This is a genomic window from Leeuwenhoekiella sp. H156 (assembly GCF_052218455.1).
Taxonomy (GTDB): domain Bacteria; phylum Bacteroidota; class Bacteroidia; order Flavobacteriales; family Flavobacteriaceae; genus Leeuwenhoekiella; species Leeuwenhoekiella parthenopeia.
Map to the genome: position 1 here is coordinate 59,587 of NZ_CP197499.1, position 17,964 is coordinate 77,550.

General features: G+C 42.7%; 8 protein-coding genes. All 8 read right to left on the minus strand.

The features are described 5' to 3' along the window. Window positions 1-4: 4 nt before the first annotated feature. The 8 genes from ACSSS3_RS00235 to ACSSS3_RS00270 all read right to left on the minus strand — a co-directional run bounded on the left by ACSSS3_RS00235 (window position 5) and on the right by ACSSS3_RS00270 (window position 17,963). Entirely contained in the window at window positions 5-3,397 is a 3,393-nt protein-coding gene (locus ACSSS3_RS00235) for a VCBS repeat-containing protein (RefSeq protein WP_442845958.1), read from the minus strand. A gap of 54 nt (window positions 3,398-3,451) precedes the next feature. Further along, on the minus strand, window positions 3,452-5,410 hold the full coding sequence (locus ACSSS3_RS00240; RefSeq protein ID WP_442845959.1) for a glycoside hydrolase family 97 catalytic domain-containing protein: 1,959 nt from the start codon (window positions 5,408-5,410) through the stop codon (window positions 3,452-3,454). Between the two features lie 8 nt (window positions 5,411-5,418). Beyond that, window positions 5,419-8,544: a glycoside hydrolase family 2 TIM barrel-domain containing protein gene (locus tag ACSSS3_RS00245; RefSeq protein ID WP_442845960.1), complete on the minus strand. Its 3,126-nt coding sequence runs from the start codon at window positions 8,542-8,544 to the stop codon at window positions 5,419-5,421. Beyond that, window positions 8,534-9,868, minus strand: a complete 1,335-nt coding sequence (locus ACSSS3_RS00250; RefSeq protein WP_442845961.1) for a BNR repeat-containing protein — start codon at window positions 9,866-9,868, stop codon at window positions 8,534-8,536. The genes ACSSS3_RS00245 and ACSSS3_RS00250 overlap by 11 nt, the downstream gene beginning before the upstream one ends. Window positions 9,869-10,342: 474 nt before the next feature. Continuing rightward, a complete protein-coding gene (locus ACSSS3_RS00255; RefSeq protein ID WP_442845962.1) occupies window positions 10,343-11,554 on the minus strand; it encodes a DUF4998 domain-containing protein in 1,212 nt (403 codons plus the stop codon). 9 nt (window positions 11,555-11,563) lie between these two features. Then, window positions 11,564-12,772, minus strand: coding sequence for a DUF4959 domain-containing protein (locus tag ACSSS3_RS00260; protein ID WP_442845963.1), 1,209 nt, complete (start codon window positions 12,770-12,772; stop codon window positions 11,564-11,566). A gap of 12 nt (window positions 12,773-12,784) precedes the next feature. After that, window positions 12,785-14,707: a RagB/SusD family nutrient uptake outer membrane protein gene (locus tag ACSSS3_RS00265; RefSeq protein ID WP_442845964.1), complete on the minus strand. Its 1,923-nt coding sequence runs from the start codon at window positions 14,705-14,707 to the stop codon at window positions 12,785-12,787. Between the two features lie 46 nt (window positions 14,708-14,753). Next, complete coding sequence (locus tag ACSSS3_RS00270; protein ID WP_442845965.1) at window positions 14,754-17,963, minus strand: SusC/RagA family TonB-linked outer membrane protein; 3,210 nt, start codon at window positions 17,961-17,963, stop codon at window positions 14,754-14,756. Between the last annotated feature and the right edge of the window lies 1 nt (window position 17,964).

A 17,964-nucleotide genomic window follows, 5' to 3' on the forward strand; every position in this document is an offset into this window, starting at 1 on the left:
GTATTTAATAGGTGTACAGACCGGGCCCGGCGTTGTTGCGGGTGACCAGTACGGATTTTTGACCGGATTTTGTATTTAAAATGTTTAGGGATTTTATATCACCATCTAACCACAGATTAGCGGATTGAGGCATAAGGCGAAAATCACCCTGATTAAAGCTAAGCAACGAACCGAAAGAAGCGTCAAGCGGCCCCTGACTCACGCGAAACGGATACAGGTTTCCGGCAGTAAGAATCTCAGAATTGCCGTCACTATCAAAGTCTGCAACTACAAAATCCTGAATGGGTGCATCCTGAACCGCTTTGGGCAAAGCCTTTATACTAAACGTACCATCACCTTTATTTTCTATAAAAGCCGAAGCAAGCATTTTGATCTCCAGAGTAAAACGCGGCTCAATTTTATTGGTTTTTAAAAACTCTTCGGTATTGGTTTTCGCATAACTCTCGTACGACTGATACTGTTTTTTTAAGGCGGAAACCTGCCCCATGAGTTCGTCGCGAGTAGGCCATGGATAGCTAACCCCGTCAATAAAGTACGTCAAAATAGGATCTATACGCCCGTTGTTGTCAATATCCTGAATGTAATAGCGCATAGGCTCTTCAACCGAAGCTTTAAACTGGTTGTTTTCGCCCAGATTACCGGCCAGAAAATCAACATCCCCGTCGCCGTCAAAGTCCCCGGCCTGCAGGCTAAACCACCAGCCGTTTGAATTGGCCAGGCCTGCTGCTTCTGTTTCATTTTTTAAAGTACCCGCATTGTTTTTAAACAGACTAATGGGCATCCACTCTCCTGCTAAAACCAAATCAGGCCAGGAGTCGTTGTCAATATCTACCCAATCTGCATCGGTTACCATACCCACCTGCTCCAGATCGTAATTTCGGGTGACGCTAAACTTCACATCAGAGCCGGAAGTTTCATTGGTAAGTAACACGCTTCGGGGAGCCATCGGGTAATTTCCTCCCGAAATCCTTCCGCCTACGAATAAATCCAGATCGCCATCCTTGTCGTAATCTGCAGCTTTCACCACTCCCCCGCTGAATTTCATATCGGGCAGCGCGTTTTCAGCTTTGCTGAATTTACCGTTACCTGTATTGAGATATAAACGGTCCTGATAATAGGCATCGCCATTAAACTCTTCATTACCACCGCTTACCACATACAGGTCCAGATCGCCGTCATCATCAGCGTCAAAAAACAGGGCGTCGTAATCCTCGTGCACCACCTCTTCAGATAAAGTCCAGGGCTGGCCGGCATTATTCAGTTTAAATTTGCCAGAATCGGAACCCAGATACAATTGCGAAGCCTGACCACTAGCGCCGAGGAAGAAAATATCGTCGTTACCATCGTTGTTAAGGTCACCAACTGCGGCTTTTCCGCTGGTTTTTGAGACCTGATACGGGATAAGACTTTCGTAATTATAGTCTACATAATCATTCTCCTGATGGATGAAATCGATATTCGAATTTGCAGTAATATCGGTAAAAAAGGTTTCAGGTGCTGTGATCTTATAATCATAAGTTTCAGTCGCTTCAGCCTCCTTCAAAACCAAAGCTTGATTGGCCTGAACATTTTCAAGACGGGTCATTTTTTTAGAAGGCCAAATTATTTCAAGACTCCGGATAGTTTCGGCTTTGCCTAAACCAATAGTCATTTTGGGCTCGACCGAAGACTGATACCCCCGAATGTAATAGGCTTCCTGATAGATTTGCTTACCATCTTCAAGCTGAAGCATTACTTTGGCACCCAGGGCCTGAGTGTTTTTCCCTTCGCCATTAAGCGTCAGAGACAAAAAGTTGTTATCCAACTGCTCATTTTCCCTGTTTTCATAAACCAAAACCGGGTCATTGAGGTTGTTGATGATCAGGTCTAAATCTCCATCGTTATCAAAATCGGCATACGCGGCCGCATTAGATACCGTTTTTTGGTCAAGTCCCCAGGCCTGAGTCTTATTTTCAAAGAGGAGTCCGTCTACATTTTTATAGATGTAATTAGAAACTTTTGTAGAAGGAATTTTACTGATGAGTAAGCCCAGATCGAGATTTTCTCCGGTTGCACGCGCGCGATCATTGGCCTCGTGCACCGTGTAATTATTAAAATCGAGATTGCTGTAATCGCGCAGATAGCCATTTGTGATAAAAACATCTTTCAAGCCATCGTTATCGTAATCGGCAAATAAGGGCGCCCAACTCCAGTCGGTATTCGAAATACCGGAAAGCTGAGCTACTTCGGTGAATCTTAGATTTCCTTTAGGATCTTTACCTCTGCTCAATTGGAGGTTGTTGCGCATATACTGCTTGTGGTAACCGCTGTCTGTAAGGCGAACCGATTTGTTGTATTCGTCAGGACCCTTAAGTACTTTCTGGCGGTAATTGCCTTCCGGAAGCATATCAACCACAAACAAATCAGGATTCATATCGTTGTTGATGTCTGCCACATCAGAACCCATAGAGTATTTAGACAGGTGCTCAAACGATGCCTTAGAAGTTTCGGTAAAGGTACCGTCGCCATTATTGAGATAACAAAAATCCTGTTCGGAATAGTCGTTAGTCACAAAAATATCAGGATACCCATCTTTGTTTAAATCACTGATTGCGGCACTCAGCCCAAAATTGATACCCGTACCGTCAATACCCGCTTCTTCTGAAACTTCCACAAATTGATTATCGCGGTTTTCGTAGAGTTGATTCCCGTAATACGGATGCCGCTTGCTGCGTAACAGGGTTACGTTGTAGAAAATGTTGTAAAACTTGTTGGCGTGATTGAGCAAAAACAGATCAAGATCGCCATCGAGATCGTAGTCCAGGAAATAGACCTGCGTGGTGAAGGTGCCAATGGCATCAACCCCATATTCTTTAGCCTCATCCTTAAAAGTGGGAACCCCATTAGCGTCAAGCCCCTGATTGATAAACAGCTGGTTTGAGCGGGGTTTATACTCGCGCACCACCGGTTCAGTCACCCCTTCCTGCGGGGCATTGCCCGAGTAGCAAACATAAATATCGAGTAAGCCATCGCCATTAACGTCGGCCATTGCGGTACCGGTTTTCCAGCCCTCTTTTTCCTGAATTTGCGATTTGGCGGTGATATCTTCAAAACTTAAACCTCCTTTATTCAGGTAGAGTTTATTTTGAACCTGATTGCCCGAAAGATAAACGTCTGAAACTCCGTCATTATTAACGTCTCCCACTGCAACACCGCCACCGTTGTAAATGTATTCGTAGGTGATTATGTTACTTTCTTCGGTCTCAACCAGTGTGTTTTCAAAGTCAATTCCGGTTTTTGAAGCATCCAAAAGCCTGAACATGGTATTGGAATCTGCTGCAACGGTCTTCTCCTCTTTGCCGCAGGAGGTCAAAATTAAAATAGTTAAAACAGAAAACAGAGTAGGGATAGATTTCATAAAATGCTTTTAAATGAATACAATCAATTACCGGGATGCTTCGTGCAAAAAGGCTTAGTTGCTACTGATCACAGCACCGCCTTCTCCCAGTAATTTGAGCTTCAATTTACCATTTTTATTGATTTTCATTAGTTTAAGACCGGCTGTTCTGTCTAATTTATCATAAATAAGTGTGATTTCCGCATTTTTAAGCATGGGCAGGTCGAGCTCGAGGCTTCGCTCTTCTTTTTTGCCGTTTGTTACCGCCACATACCATTGCTCTCCTTTTCGTCGTGCGATAGCTGCATAATCACCGGGTTCACCGCCTATATAAACCGTCTCATCCCAGGTTGCGGGAACTTCTTTTAAAAAATCGAGTACAAACTGTGGCTGTTCGTCCAGATTATTTGGCGTGAGGCCAAAATGCTGAATGGGCGAAAAATACAGGACGCCGGTCGCCAGTTCAAAAGCTTCGGTGGTTCTACGAATGGAACCGCCCTGTTGATCTTTGGTTAAACGTTTATTGAGAAAAACGGGACCAAAATCCATCGCTCCCACGGTATTCCGAATAAATGGATGCAGGGTGCTTTTATACGCGTGCTGGTCTGAAGCTTCCTGTGTAAAAATCAAATTTTCGGAGGCCAGTACCGCTTCTGAAGACATATAATTCGGGTACATACGCTCCCAGCCACGCGGTAAGGTACAGCCGTGAAAAACCACACCCAAACCGTAATTATTGGCATCGTTAAGAATGTCTTCATACAGCTGCATGGTGGTTTGCTTATCACCTCCAAAGAAATCAACCTTAATTCCCTTAACCCCTATTTCCTGCATCCAGGCCATCTCGCGCTGACGCTTGTAAGCGGTGTTCATAAAATCCTGCGGGGTTTGGGGCGCATTGCTCCAGTAGCCGTTTGAATTGTACCAAAGCAGGACTGAAACATTTTTAGAGCGGGCATAATCTACCAGTTCTTTCATTTTATCCCGGCCAATATTGGCATCCCACCAGTTGTCTATGAGTACGTATTCAAAATTCAAAGCAGCCGAAAGATCAATAAACTTAATCTGATCTTCGTAGTTGATGCTGCCATCCTGCCAAACAATCCAGCTCCAGATTGCCCTTCCGGTTTGGTAGTCTGTCGAGGCTTCGTATTTTGGTTTTACCAAATCAAAAGCTACGGTCGATTCTACGATAGGCTTCAAGGTTTTACCTAGTGTAATCGTGCGCCAGGGCGTTTGAGCCGGCATCGCCATCGCCGCATACGTAGCGCCAATACTATTATTCTCTCCTTCCTGCGGAAACAATAATTGAAACAGCCCGTCAGTACCTGATGCACCCAATCGCGAACCGGGATAGGTACCATCTACGCCTGTTTCTGAAATGAGTAACCAGCCTTTACTTTCATTTTTAAAAAGTGCCGGAAACGTATATCCCACCCCATACTGCGAAGCTTCTCCCAAAGGCGCATCAAAGGTATAGCCCTCTTCGTAGGAAGGCTTGGTCTGCTCCCAACCGGTCATTGGCAAAGCCTGAGCGCTTAAAAATGCGGTTGCCTGATCGGGCAGATTAAACGCAGTTGCTTCGTTCAGAATTTTCACCTTGGTATTGAGATCTTTCCCAATTAACTGATAGGAAAAGGCCACGTCACGATCGCTTACCCTAAAAATTACTTTGAGGGTATCTTCATTTGAATTTGTAAACGCAGCGACCATTTCATTTGCACGGTATTCAACCTTACTGACTTTAGCTCGATTCAATTCGTAGTACTCCGCAATAGTGTTTAAGATTGAACTCTCAAAGGTGAGTCCCTCGCCAAAATCACCGATTGAGGTTTTTAGACCTAGAGGAGAATCTTCCAGGAAAATATCAGAATCGTGAGCAACGCTGTAAAAAAGTTTTCCATTTTCTAACCTGACCGTAACCGAAATGTGACCGTCCGGCGAATTCACCTTTACAGGAGTTTGCGCCAGGCCTGCATTTACAGCAAACAGACCAAAAATGATTGGTAAAAAAAATGAAAAACCCTTCCGCATAGAAATTCTTATAATAATGAGATGGTGTAACTGTAGCTGTAGTTTCCGTCTTCGAGTCTGTATTCTTTAAACGGATACTGCCCCCAGCTGTTAAGTCCGCCAAGACCGCGTTGCTTTAAGTCCACGTGTAAAAACACCTTATCCTGTACCGTAAGGTCTGTAGGATGTCTTTGATCTTTGGTCATACCCGGATCCAGATCTTCGGTTGAAATATTAAGTGCGCTAAAACCAAGCGGCTGCCCGCCTACAATTTTAAGTCCGTTACCGGCATCGTCAGTAAGCGTTAACCAGCGCGTATCAGTGTGATAACCGGATTCCTGCGGGCGGATGTACGTCCACGTAAACTGGTTGGCTACCTTATCTTCGTAGGTACCCATAAACGCAGACTCTTTTCGGTCTGAATAATTTTCCCAGGGACCACGGCCGTAATACTCCAGATTGTCATACTTCCCCTCCAGGATCATACGCATCCCAAAGCGGGGCATTTCGGGTGTTTCTTTAACCGAAGTGTCCAGGCTTGCGTTTACAGTAATTCCATTAACTGCATCAATCAAATACGTCACGGTGTACGGCAATTCAACCCCTGCAAGCTGGTAGGTAAATGTCACAGGTAAGCCATTATCTTCCTGCGTTCCTACCTCTGCTGAGAGCAGCTGCGGGTTTTGGGTTGCTGTTTTCCAGGCTACTAATTTTCTGGGCATTCCGTTACCAAAGTCATTGTCGGTAGGAGCTCTCCAAAAATAAGGCTCAGGGAAGGTGTTAAGCACACTGCTTCCGTCTTTAAGCTGATACTGCTCCAATTTACCGGCCTTCAGATTTAAAACACCCTGAGTCTTAGCCGTGCTGAAAACCAGTAAGGAGTCGCCCTGTACCTCATAAACCAGTTTATCTTTGGTCAAAGAACCGGTATTGTCTGCAAAGAAGTCTTTTTCGCCCAACTGAAACTGCTCGTAGGCAAGTTCGTAACCCGCAGGAACTAATGCACTTCCTTCTTTTGTGAAAGCATGAACACTCAAGAAATACTCTGCGTCATCAGTCTCAGGAAGATTAAAGGCCACAGTCTGAGACGTATTTGGCAAAGCCGAAACTTCAAAGCTTCCGGAATCGATTTGCTCACCATTTTTAAGCAACTTCCACTTGAAGTTGAACGCATCCAGATTGGTGTAGTTGTATTTGTTTTGAACCGTAAGGTTGCTTCCGTCAAAATCAAACTCGATGTTTTGATACACTTTTTTCACTTCCGCCAGGGAAGGATGCGGCACTCGGTCTGCGGTAACCAATCCGTTTGCGTTGAAGTTTTCATCGTTTTGCAGGTTCTTTCCGCCCAAATCACCACCGTAGGCCCAAAATTCGCGACCGTCTGCAGTCTCTGCCCGTAAACCCTGATCTACCCAGTCCCAGATAAAACCACCCTGCATATGCGGACTGCTGTCTATAACATCCCAATACGCGCGGAAGTTACCGCTGCTGTTTCCCATCGCGTGCGAGTACTCACACATAATAAAGGGGCGGGTAACCGTATTATCTTCGGCATATTTTATCATATAATCCATTCCCGGATACATAGGCGCCACGATATCGGTATTGCGGTTTTGACCGGCCTGTTCAAACGAAACCACGCGGGCGGGGTCTGTTTCTTTTAACCAGTCGTAAGCATCATAAAACACAGGACCGTTACCACACTCGTTACCCATAGACCAGATGATTACCGAAGTGTGGTTTTTATTGAGCTCGTACATACGTTTGATGCGGTCTAAATGTGCCGGTGCCCATTCGGGTAAATACGCCGGGTGCTTTGATTTATCAAAATTACCCTGCCATTCTGCACCCATGCCGTGGGTCTCAATATTGGCCTCGTCTACAATATAAAAACCAAATTCATCGGCCAGATCGTAAACTTCCTGTCCGTGAGGATAATGACTCATACGCACCGCGTTGATGTTGTTGCGCGCCATCAATTCAAAATCTTTACGCGTCATCTCAAGATCGGGTACGTGACCTTTATCGGGATGGTGTTCATGCAGGTTTACCCCGTGTACGGTAACGGCTTTTCCGTTTACCAAAAGCTGTGCGTTTTTGATTTCGACTTTACGGAAACCAACACGTCCGGAGGTAGCAACCACGGCATTGCCTTTTTTGTCTTCAAGCTTCAGTGCATAGGTATAGAGATACGGTGTTTCGGCACTCCATAACTTAACCTGAGGAACTTCCCGCGAAAAATCAATGCTTCCCCCCTGTGCAGGAACGGGTTTCTTTTCGGCATAAACCAGATTGCCCTTTGCATCGTAAAGCGAAATTCCCAAACGGGCTTTCTTAAGTTCTGCCTTTCCAAAATTGCGGATGTCTACTGCTGCCGAAAAGGTTCCGGTTTTATAGTTGGAGTCTAGTCCCCCTGCAACTTTTACATCCCAGATCGTAGTTTTAGGCATCGCTTTTAGTAAAACCGAACGCTCAATACCGCTAAGACGCCAGAAATCCTGATCTTCTAAATAGCTGCCATCGTGCCAGCGCGTTACCTGTACGGCAAGCTGGTTTTTACCGGGATTGATAAGCTTTGTAATATCGAATTCGGCCGGGGTTTTTGAGGCTTTGGTCATACCGGCTTCCTTTCCGTTAACATAAATACGGGCGTAACCGGAGATCGAACCAAAACTCAACAAAACCTCTTTATCTTCCCAGTTTTCAGGAATAGTAAACGCAGTACGATAGGTGCCCACCGGATTGTAGTCGCCGTTGATAAAAGGCGGATTTTTTTCGAAGGGATAGGCCACGTTGGTGTAGATTGGAATGTCAAATCCTTCGGTCTCCCAGTTGGAAGGAACCGTGATTTGATCCCAACCGGCATCATTAAAATCGGTTTTGTAAAAATCCTGAGGGCGTAATCCCGGATTCTTGACAATGTTGAACTTCCACTCCCCGTCCAGGCTTTTTTGCAGGTTGCTATTCTCCGGGTTGAGGCTTTGTGCCTGTTCCAGATTGGGATAAAGGGTAAATGAACTGCGCCCTTCTACTTTGTTGCGCTCTATGATTGTGGGGTTCTCCCACTCATTGATCGCCTGTGAAAAAGCGGTGTATGCCTGTAAAAAACATACCGATAAAAAAATGATTAGTCGTGATCTGTTGTTAATTTTCATGTGTTGTGAATTCTGGTAATGTATTGTACTCTAAAATTTTTATGGGTGTGGGAGCGCTGTTTTGAAGCCCCTCGCCATCCACCTGATTCACCTGTTGCACAAATAGGTGAAGTTTTCCTGTTTTTTTAAATAATTCTTTGTCAAAATTGGGTTCCCAATCCCCAACTGATACTGCAGTCAGGTCGGTTAGCTTCCAGGATTCTTCTTTATTTAAATCCCGCGAAGCGAGGACAATTTTTGATCCGCGTTCTGCATCGCGAAAGAGCAGGTAAAGCCTCTTGCCCGTAGATTCACCGATAAAAATTTCAGGTCGCGAAATGGGTATTTTTTTTGTTCCGCCGCCGCCCAATTGAAAACCTGTTGTTCTGAAAGCGGTATTCTCTGTTTGCCATTGGCCGTTTTTGAGGTAAACCACGTGAAATTGGGTTGTATCGCCCTCATTCCAATAATTAGCAATGTAGGGATTGTCCTGACTGTCGGTAGTCATCGCTGTCTGATTGATCAGCGAACTGTTTTGCGGAATGATAGCCGCATATTCTGCGCTACCCTTCGTAATGGGTAAGTCATAAAGGCTCCCTTCTGATTTTTGCCAGGTTTTACCGCCATCTTTAGACTGCGCGTAAGCGATATCGTGATTGGTGGAAACGTCCCAGCTTTCGCGCCATACCCAGGAGAGGTGAATCGTTCCGTTATGATCTACGTACGCCTGCCAGTAGGCATTACGCTTTTCTTCACCATCTATAAGGTTGCTGTGCAACGCAAACCACTTTGCCTCAGCGATATCGTAGTGGTTGATAACTAAACTCCCCCTACCCGATTGCCCGGAACGATACATAAAGATTAAATCTCCTGATGGCAAATTGTAGAATTGCGGATAAGAGACTTTATTTTCATCGATACCGGTCATGGGTTGTATTTCAGCAAGTTCAAGACCAAAAGGTTCTAAACTCTTAGCATAACGCAAGGCATTGTCGTGATGATCCCAGCTTACATGCAAATAACCTTTCCCATCAATAGCAATACTAATAGCATTGTGGGCATCTTTTGCATTGCCTGTATATTGCGTTTTATAAACCTCCCATTCACCACGGGGCAATTTACGTTTGCCTAGAATTACCCGTGCTTCAGCATCATAATAGGCTGTAAACTGGGTATCCTCAAAAGTCGTAACCGCGTTCTGTCTAAAGATTACCGTATTTACCGAATTGGAAGACCAGCCCTCACCTACAACACTTTCTTTAGCAGCTTGGGCTAAACGAACACCAGCACAGCTCCCCAGAAAGGAGCCAATAATTATAAAAAAGAAAGGTATTCTAAATTTCATAACCGGTTTATAAATGTAAATAAAACATTTATAATTTTAATTTGATTTTCAATCAGATGTTTAATTCTGAATATTACCTAGCTTCGGGAACGCGATAATTAGGCTTAAGGCTTTACAAGTTTCTTAAAAAGCTAAAGTTTTTACAGGGTATGGATTGACAAATTAGGGGGTGCAGGATGGTCAAAATTGATATGGCCCGCGTTCAACTTCGTTTGAGGGTAAACCGTCTTCTTTAAAACCCTGTATCAGGAGAGCATTCATAATCTCACAAATCATCACCAGAATCTTCTTGCGCTCCATTTATACCATAGTGCCTTATCAAAAGCTTCTTTTATGTGTTGATGGTTTTCATTACAGGGATTGACCTTGTTTTATATTCAGACCTAATCTAATTTCCTATATTATGCGCTAAAAAAAATCGGAGAGCTAAGAGCAAGTCTTTCACCCTCCGATTTAAGGAAAACTTGAATTAATTTACTTCTTGGAAATGTCCCAATTCATTATTTTCCAATAACTCTGATCGATAGTAAAATCGGTTACAACTCCTATTATAACATCTTTAGTTTCTAAAACTTCAAAATCAAAACTGTACGTTTTAGGCTCTGTTATTCTGCTATAACCAAGAACATCCGGATTATTTTCAATGTTATCAACATCTGGAATAGCCGTTCCGTTTGTTACTACTAAATAAACTTTAGTACCAGCTTCTCCCAACTTATTTCCATTTCTTACAAGCACTTCTAAAGTATATTCTGATGGTTCAAGTAAAACAGGCTGATAAATTTTACCATTTCGTATGAATGGAGAACCCCAACTTTCCTGTCCCATGGCTGCAAGACCCTCATTATCATCAAATCCGCCAACAGGAGGATTGCCAAAAGTTTTAGCAGCATCATTGGTTGTCCAGTATGCAAGTGTACCCCAACGGTTGTTTGCTCCTACTTCGCCTCCTCTTTTTGATGTTAAAAACGGAGCAGAATCATTACCTATAGTTGACATCGGTTTAAATGAAGCATAATCGGTATAGAAGGTGTCTAATGCGGTTTCTTCCGGAAGAAATAAAGTTCGGTAGTTGTAAGTCGTCAAGGGCTCAAAATCACCTATTCTCTCTATTCCTTCTTCAATAGGAACAAATACAGTATTTTGACCGTTATCACTTTTTGTATAGACAATTTCAGTACCTATAACACCTGTAGTCAAGTCCATCGTGGCATAGTTCACTACTAAGCTATCTCTTATAAGCTCGTGAGAAATGACCGGTCTATTGAAAAGTGAATTTTGATAACGATCTCCGTAAACTTCAGCCGACTGAAATACGGCAACGGATTGATTATTATTTTTATCAAATGTGCGGATCTCAAAATTGTAGACATTTTCCGGTAGGTTGTCTATTTCTACAGAAACCGTATCGACTCCTGCAGTTCTGTTTACAGGTACCACGACTGAATCATTTTTGACATTCCAGTAAATCCTGACCTCGGTCACTTTTGGATCTGAAATAATTAGACCTTCAACCTTAACCCGATTACGACCCGGATAAATTTTAAGTGAATCTATTTTACCCGTATAGGAAATCTCTCCTCCTTCGGTATATTTTAGGTACTCGTCTCCATCTGAGCATGAATAGATACTCAGACTCGCGCAAACGACAAGAAGACCAAAAATTTTTATATATATGTTTTTCATAATGTGCTTTTAAAAATTAGGATTACCAAATACCTGAACTTCAGAAACGGCCATAAACTCTCCCCCGGCCCAGTTTTCTAAACATTGAATTCGCAGGTATCTAACAGCAGGTGCATCAAGGGGTATTTCATAATCTGCACCATCGCGTGCAGCTACCAGATCATCATTGTTTTCCTGTGCATAAGGAAGTCCTGATGGTTTAACTACCTCGTATTCCCCAAGCAAAGTCCATCCTGACAGGTCTCCGTCATTCAGTTCATTTGCTCCCCATATTCTAAAATGCTTCATTGCACCGAGATAGTAGTACAAACGTTGTCCACCTATTGGTTCTGAAAAGTTCCAAATGTGCAGGCGGCTTAACTTTGTGGTTTCACCTATATCCCAGGTAACTAAGTGATCTTCTGTATCAATAGTTCTGCTTGTAAAATAAGAACCCCAGTATTCTAATGTCACACCATCAAATAAATTAGAAACCGGATAGCAGCAAATCACTTCTGCATCATTAGGCAGATTTACCCCGACGAATTGAGATCTTGGCATAAGCTTCTCATAGAGTGGCTTGATTGTGGTAAACAAGGTATCGGTTACATTAAGCCATCGATCCCTTACGGCAATTGCAAACTCCTGAGACACGGTGTCAAAACCTCTTAATGCCTGATCAACCTCACTAGCCGAAGTGTAAATACTATTAGGCAACGGCTCAAAGTCTCCCTGTTCATTTTTTTGCATTACCAAAATGGCAATATCCTCTGTATCTGGATTTTGAGCACGTATTCGCAAGCCTCCAAAATCGGTCTGAGCTGTTAGGGATTCCTTGATGTCATATATCGCCGCCTTCTCTGGCTTAACAGTGATAGTAACCGGTTTGGATTTTACCTCACTTCGATTGACCGCATAAACGTCTACGTCTATCTCTTTTAATCCCGCAAAACCTTCTAAAAGCATAGAATTGGTATAATAGGAAGATTTAACCTCCATTTCTCTACCATTCTCTAACGTATACTCTGCAACTATATAGAGCAGATTCTCGTCGGCGGGAGCGGTATAGGTAAGTCTGGCCTTTCCGCTTAAATTCTCTATACTAATATTACTAACTTCACCAGGAGGGGTGCTTCCACCTTCCAATGGTTCATGATTTCCGTCTTCGGCGCATCCTACAATAGATAGTATTGTGAAAAAACCTAGAACTGTAAACCCGTATTTTACTATTCTTTTCATAATTATTTATTTTTACCATCCCGGAGCCTGTACCAGACTGGGATTTTGAATTAATGTATTTTGATCTAGTGGCCAGAAGTAATCTCTCGGAGCAATAAATCGCTGCTGAAACAAGGTTCTAACCTGATAATAAGCCTGTTCTGTAGATTCAAATACACTCCAGCCACGTATAGGCTCATTGTATTCTGTGGCTGCTTTTTTCCAGCGTCTCACATCCCAGTAGTTTTTACCTTCAAAAACCATTTCTATATTACGCTCACGGTGAATGATTTCTCTTAAACCGTCTTTAGTAGTATACTTATTCGGATTTGTGGAAAAATTGGTCCAGGATTCCTGAACTCCGGCAAGACCAGCTCTTTCACGTACTGCATCTAGGTATTGAAAAACTTCAGGTGTAGGACCATTAACCTCATTTAAAACCTCTGCGTAAAGCAGATATAAGTCTGCCAGTCTGATTTCTGGCCAGGCATATTCTTTATAAGGTGTACCTCCAGTAAATGTTTGTTCCCAGTTAATTAACTTCTTAATGTAGTAACCCGTTACATTGAAATTAAATGCATCAGAACTTCCACCATAATCTTTGTACTTGGTTTCATAATGCCAGCGTGTATCGTTTGAGCCACTGTCAAACTTGTAAAAAACAGAACCATCAAAACCCAGATCTGCATAAAAACGAGGTTCCCTGTCAAAATTCAATATTGACGTTCTATAGCCTAGAGCGATATTGTACTGATCGTCTTCCCCCGCTTCTCTCAAGGTGGTAATATCGCCAAAACTTAAGGTTTTATCTTCTTCAATAGGGACACCGTTCTTGGTATAAAACATCTGCGCCGTTTCTAAAGTTGGTGAAAGAGCCCTTCTTGCCGTTTGAGCATTGGAGGTAATATCAACCTGATTCATAGCCAGTCTTTGTAACTCATAGGTTCTGCTATTGGGATTAGCCCAAATGATCTCACGATTCCAACGCTCGGTAACGGCTTGTCTGATATCAAGCTTTGTTTGCGTAATGGGTTCGATATCAAAGCTCACATCCTCCTTATAGAAAATTTCGGCTCCGTTTGCTTCTGCAACGTCAATTGCCTCTTTAATAGCAGTGAGCGCACGTTCCCATTTTGCAGGCTCATAGTTTAAGTTAAAGTATTGGGTACCGTCCTTACCCACAAAGCTACTCATGTCCTGATTTCCGTTAAATAGCGGACTAGCTGCCATGGTCAGCATTTCGGCTTTAACGGCTAAGGCGATAGGTCTGGTTATACGCCCCAGGTCTTCCTGAGTATCGGTAATCATAGGTGGTAACCCCACAACGGCCTCGTCAAATAATTCAACCAGATAATCAATACTTGGATCAATTGGCTCTCGAGGTACCTGAATTTGATCTTCAGGCGCGTCAATTGGGATTGCAGTTCTCATAATAGGAATAGGCCCATACATTCTCAACAAATAATAGTGGTAATAGGCTTTTAAAAATTTGGCTTCACTGATCCATCTTAAACGCTCTGCCTCCCCAAGATCGGGCACTTTAGAGGTGTCCTCCAGGTTTGTAATGAAGATATTGCAATGGCGAATACCATCCCACAACTGATAAAGATCACCTGGGCCACCTCCCTGATAGCGGCCCTCCCAGGCATCCATATAGGGATTTGTGCTACGTTGCAAATTACGTGCAATGTCAAATGCAAAGCTGTTAAAGGAAGCATCCTGAGGTGGAATCCAGGTTTCATCCCCTGCTAAGAAAGCTATGTTGTAAACCGCATCTCCATTTTTTGGAATATAGGAGTAGCACGTAAATAAATACTTCTCTGCCTCATTTCGCAGTTTAAAAGCCTGATCTATTGTCGCCACATTATCTGGTACAACGTCCAGAAAGGTATCCTCACAGGACTGAAAAACTAAAGCAGCTACAGCACAGAAGGTGAGCCTAAGAGCAACCTTCATTCTTTTAAATTTTCTTTTGAAATTATTCATATTCATTTTTTTTATTTTAAAAATCTACGCGAAGACCCAGGTTATACACAGACTGAATTGGGTAACCTAAACCATTACCTCCCATTTCAGGATCCCAAAGTTTGAAAGAGCTCCAAACCGCCAGGTTAGTTCCACTGAAGTAAACACGAGCTGCTTTAAGACCCAATTTGTTAGTCAGCGACTCACCTAAAGTATAGCCCGCTTCAACATTCTTAAGTCTCATAAAAGCTCCGTTACGCATCCACCAGGTAGAAGATTGATTATTATTCTCAATAAACGTGTCTCCCAGTCGTGGCCAAAATGCATAAGAATCACGATTGGATTCTGACCAGTAGTCGTCTGCCACAGCTTGTAAAAGGCCATTTTGATAGCCCTTGAGTTCGCCATCTCCATCATTCACATTTAGAACAAAAGGAGCTATATTCTGCGGATTTATAAAGAAAGATGTTCTAGCTGCTCCCTGAAAGAAGACACTAAGATCAAAGGATTTATAACCTACTGTACCACCAAATCCATAAATTATTTCGGGAATGGTTGGTAACCCTATAGGCACCTGGTCATTTACAGTTATCACTCCGTCTCCATTAACATCGCGGTATTTAATATCTCCACCAGTGTACTCTCCAAATTGTTGGGGTGAATTATCTACTTCGTTTTGATCCACAAACAAACGCTCTGCGATGTAACCGTAAACCTGACTTACATTTTGTCCGATTTGGGAACGGTAGGCTAAATTTTCGGGATAACTTACCTCGTCATATTGAAGTATTTCGTTTGTAGCATAAGTCATATTGCCTCGAAGCTGAGCGAACCAATATTTGCCTATCTGTTTGTCATAATTTAAAGATAAGTCCATTCCTCTACTCTCCACTTCTCCGAAATTGGTTTGAGGTGTAGCCGTTAAACCAAGTACCGAACCTATGTTAGCACGTTCCTGAAGAATATTATCCCTGCGTTGTCTGAAAACATCAACAGTAAAGTTAAGAGACTTCCAAAGCTCAAGATCCATACCTATGTTGATTTGCTCAGATTCTTCCCAGCCAATATTAGGATTAGCATAACGAGAAGTAAACACCCCGGGACGGTAGTTACCAAATTGCTCCCCAAAAGCAGCACCATAATTGCCATCATTTAAGTTTACATTTGAAAGATAGAAAAAGCGGTCATTGACATTACCTATCTGATCGTTACCTACCAAACCGTAAGTTCCTCGAAGTTTAAAATTGGTCACCACATCTTTAATGGGCTCCCAGAATTTCTCTTCGGAAACACGATATGCAAGACCGAAAGAGGGGAAGAAACCGTATCTGCTACCGTAAGCAAAACGTTCTGAACCGTTATAACCAAAATTTAGTTCGGCCAAATATTTGCCATCGTAACCATACGTAAATCTACCTGAAAGACCGTGGTTCCGGTTGGCCAGCGAGTTTTGTACGCTACCGGCATTACCCTGTTCGAAACTAGAAAGCAAATTGATTAACATTCCCGATACCGCGTGCTTTTCGTTAAATGTCCTGTCATAACTAACCGCAGTTTCTAAGTATATTCGGGAATCAAGTAACTTATTTCCTTCATTATAATTTAAAAACTCAGTTCCTGTTATTCCAATTGAATTTGGTCCTCCATCATTAAGAACATTGATTGCCAACTCACCCGTCTCCGGACTGATGCGTGATTCATAATAAAAAGGATTATACTGTCTGGATACCTGATAATAGCTGTATCTTCTCAAATAACCCATTGCACGGGCTCTTAAACCTTCTGTTATAAAACCAAAATCCTGTTTTATCTCCAATTGAGGCTGTATTGTAGAGGCTTTTGATGTTTGATAACCGCGTACCATCTCTGCATAAGGGTTAACTAAAAATACATCTTCTCCAGATCGTGTACGGGCTCCACCAAATAATGGATGCTCTATGAACGGGAGTTGACGCGCAGGATAAACCTTTGGAAACTGTACGGGATTAGACCAAAGAGCCAAATTAAAAATACGTGCTCCTCCACCAACAGGACCGTTGTAGTCATCAAATTGACCGGAAACACGAATTATTCCCACCGTAGTAGGAGTCAAATCAATGTCTACGTTACTCCTAATTGAATAATTTTTAAGCTTAATGTTGTTGTTAAAGTTGTTAATCCCTTCAACATCAAGCACACCATTGTCTACATTATAGGTTCCTGATATGTAATATCGGGCGTTCTCCCCTCCACCACTTGCACTTAAATTAATACCCTGATTAATGGTGTAATCTGAAATCAATTCATCTATCCAATTATTATTTGGATAGAGTAAAGGGTTATCTCCTGCTGCAGTACGATCTATTTTATTTTGACTATAGGGTAAGATTGCGTTAGGATTTCGGGTAAGCGCAGCCTCGTTAGCAAGCTGCATATAGGTAATATTGTCCGCGAAATTAAAGTTTCGGGTGTTTGAGGAAACCCGGGTCTCCGATCTAAAATGGAACTTGGTTTTACCCTGTTTACCCATTTTAGTTCGAATTATAACCACACCATTCGCACCACGTGCACCATAAACAGCAGAAGCAGCCGCATCTTTAAGCACAGAGAACGAATCGATATCATCGGGTTGTAATCTCGCCATGTCTGTACTGGTTGATTCAATACCATCAATAAGTATAAGAGGGTCACGCTTCCCGGAACCAAAAGTACCCAAACCTCGAATGAAGAAATCAGAGTTGTCTGCACCCGGTTCACCACTTCTTTGAAAAGCAATCATACCTGCTACTCTACCCGCAAGCATGGTAGTTAGGTTACTGGTTGGTCCCTTCAGTTCTGCCGGATTGATAGAAGTAATTGAACTTACCAGACTGCTTTTCTTTTGATTGGTGTTGAAACCAATAACCACGGTTTCCTCTAAAGATTCAAGGTTAGGTTCTAAACTAATATTTATCTCATTTTCTGAACCTACAACGACTTCCTGAGGCTCAAACCCCACAAACGAGAAAACCAGAGTGGCTCCCTGAGGTATTCGCAGGGAATATTCCCCATCAAAGTTTGTACTGGTACCGTTACGTGTACCTTTTTCTATAACGGTCACGCCAATCATAGGTTGACCATCATCTTTTGCTCTTACCACCCCTGAAACTATATTTTGATCTTCATAAGGAGTGCTGAAAGAAGTTTCTGAGGCAAAAACGCTATTACCCAGTAAACTCAGCAGAAAACTGAATTTTAAAACGTTTAGAGTATGTATAAATTTTATCATA

Coding starts and splice junctions, on each gene's coding strand:
- ACSSS3_RS00235 (WP_442845958.1), bottom strand. CDS start 3,397: ATGAAATCTATCCCTACTCTGTTTTCTGTTTTAACTATTTTAATTTTG.
- ACSSS3_RS00240 (WP_442845959.1), bottom strand. CDS start 5,410: ATGCGGAAGGGTTTTTCATTTTTTTTACCAATCATTTTTGGTCTGTTT.
- ACSSS3_RS00245 (WP_442845960.1), bottom strand. CDS start 8,544: ATGAAAATTAACAACAGATCACGACTAATCATTTTTTTATCGGTATGT.
- ACSSS3_RS00250 (WP_442845961.1), bottom strand. CDS start 9,868: ATGAAATTTAGAATACCTTTCTTTTTTATAATTATTGGCTCCTTTCTG.
- ACSSS3_RS00255 (WP_442845962.1), bottom strand. CDS start 11,554: ATGAAAAACATATATATAAAAATTTTTGGTCTTCTTGTCGTTTGCGCG.
- ACSSS3_RS00260 (WP_442845963.1), bottom strand. CDS start 12,772: ATGAAAAGAATAGTAAAATACGGGTTTACAGTTCTAGGTTTTTTCACA.
- ACSSS3_RS00265 (WP_442845964.1), bottom strand. CDS start 14,707: ATGAAGGTTGCTCTTAGGCTCACCTTCTGTGCTGTAGCTGCTTTAGTT.
- ACSSS3_RS00270 (WP_442845965.1), bottom strand. CDS start 17,963: ATGATAAAATTTATACATACTCTAAACGTTTTAAAATTCAGTTTTCTG.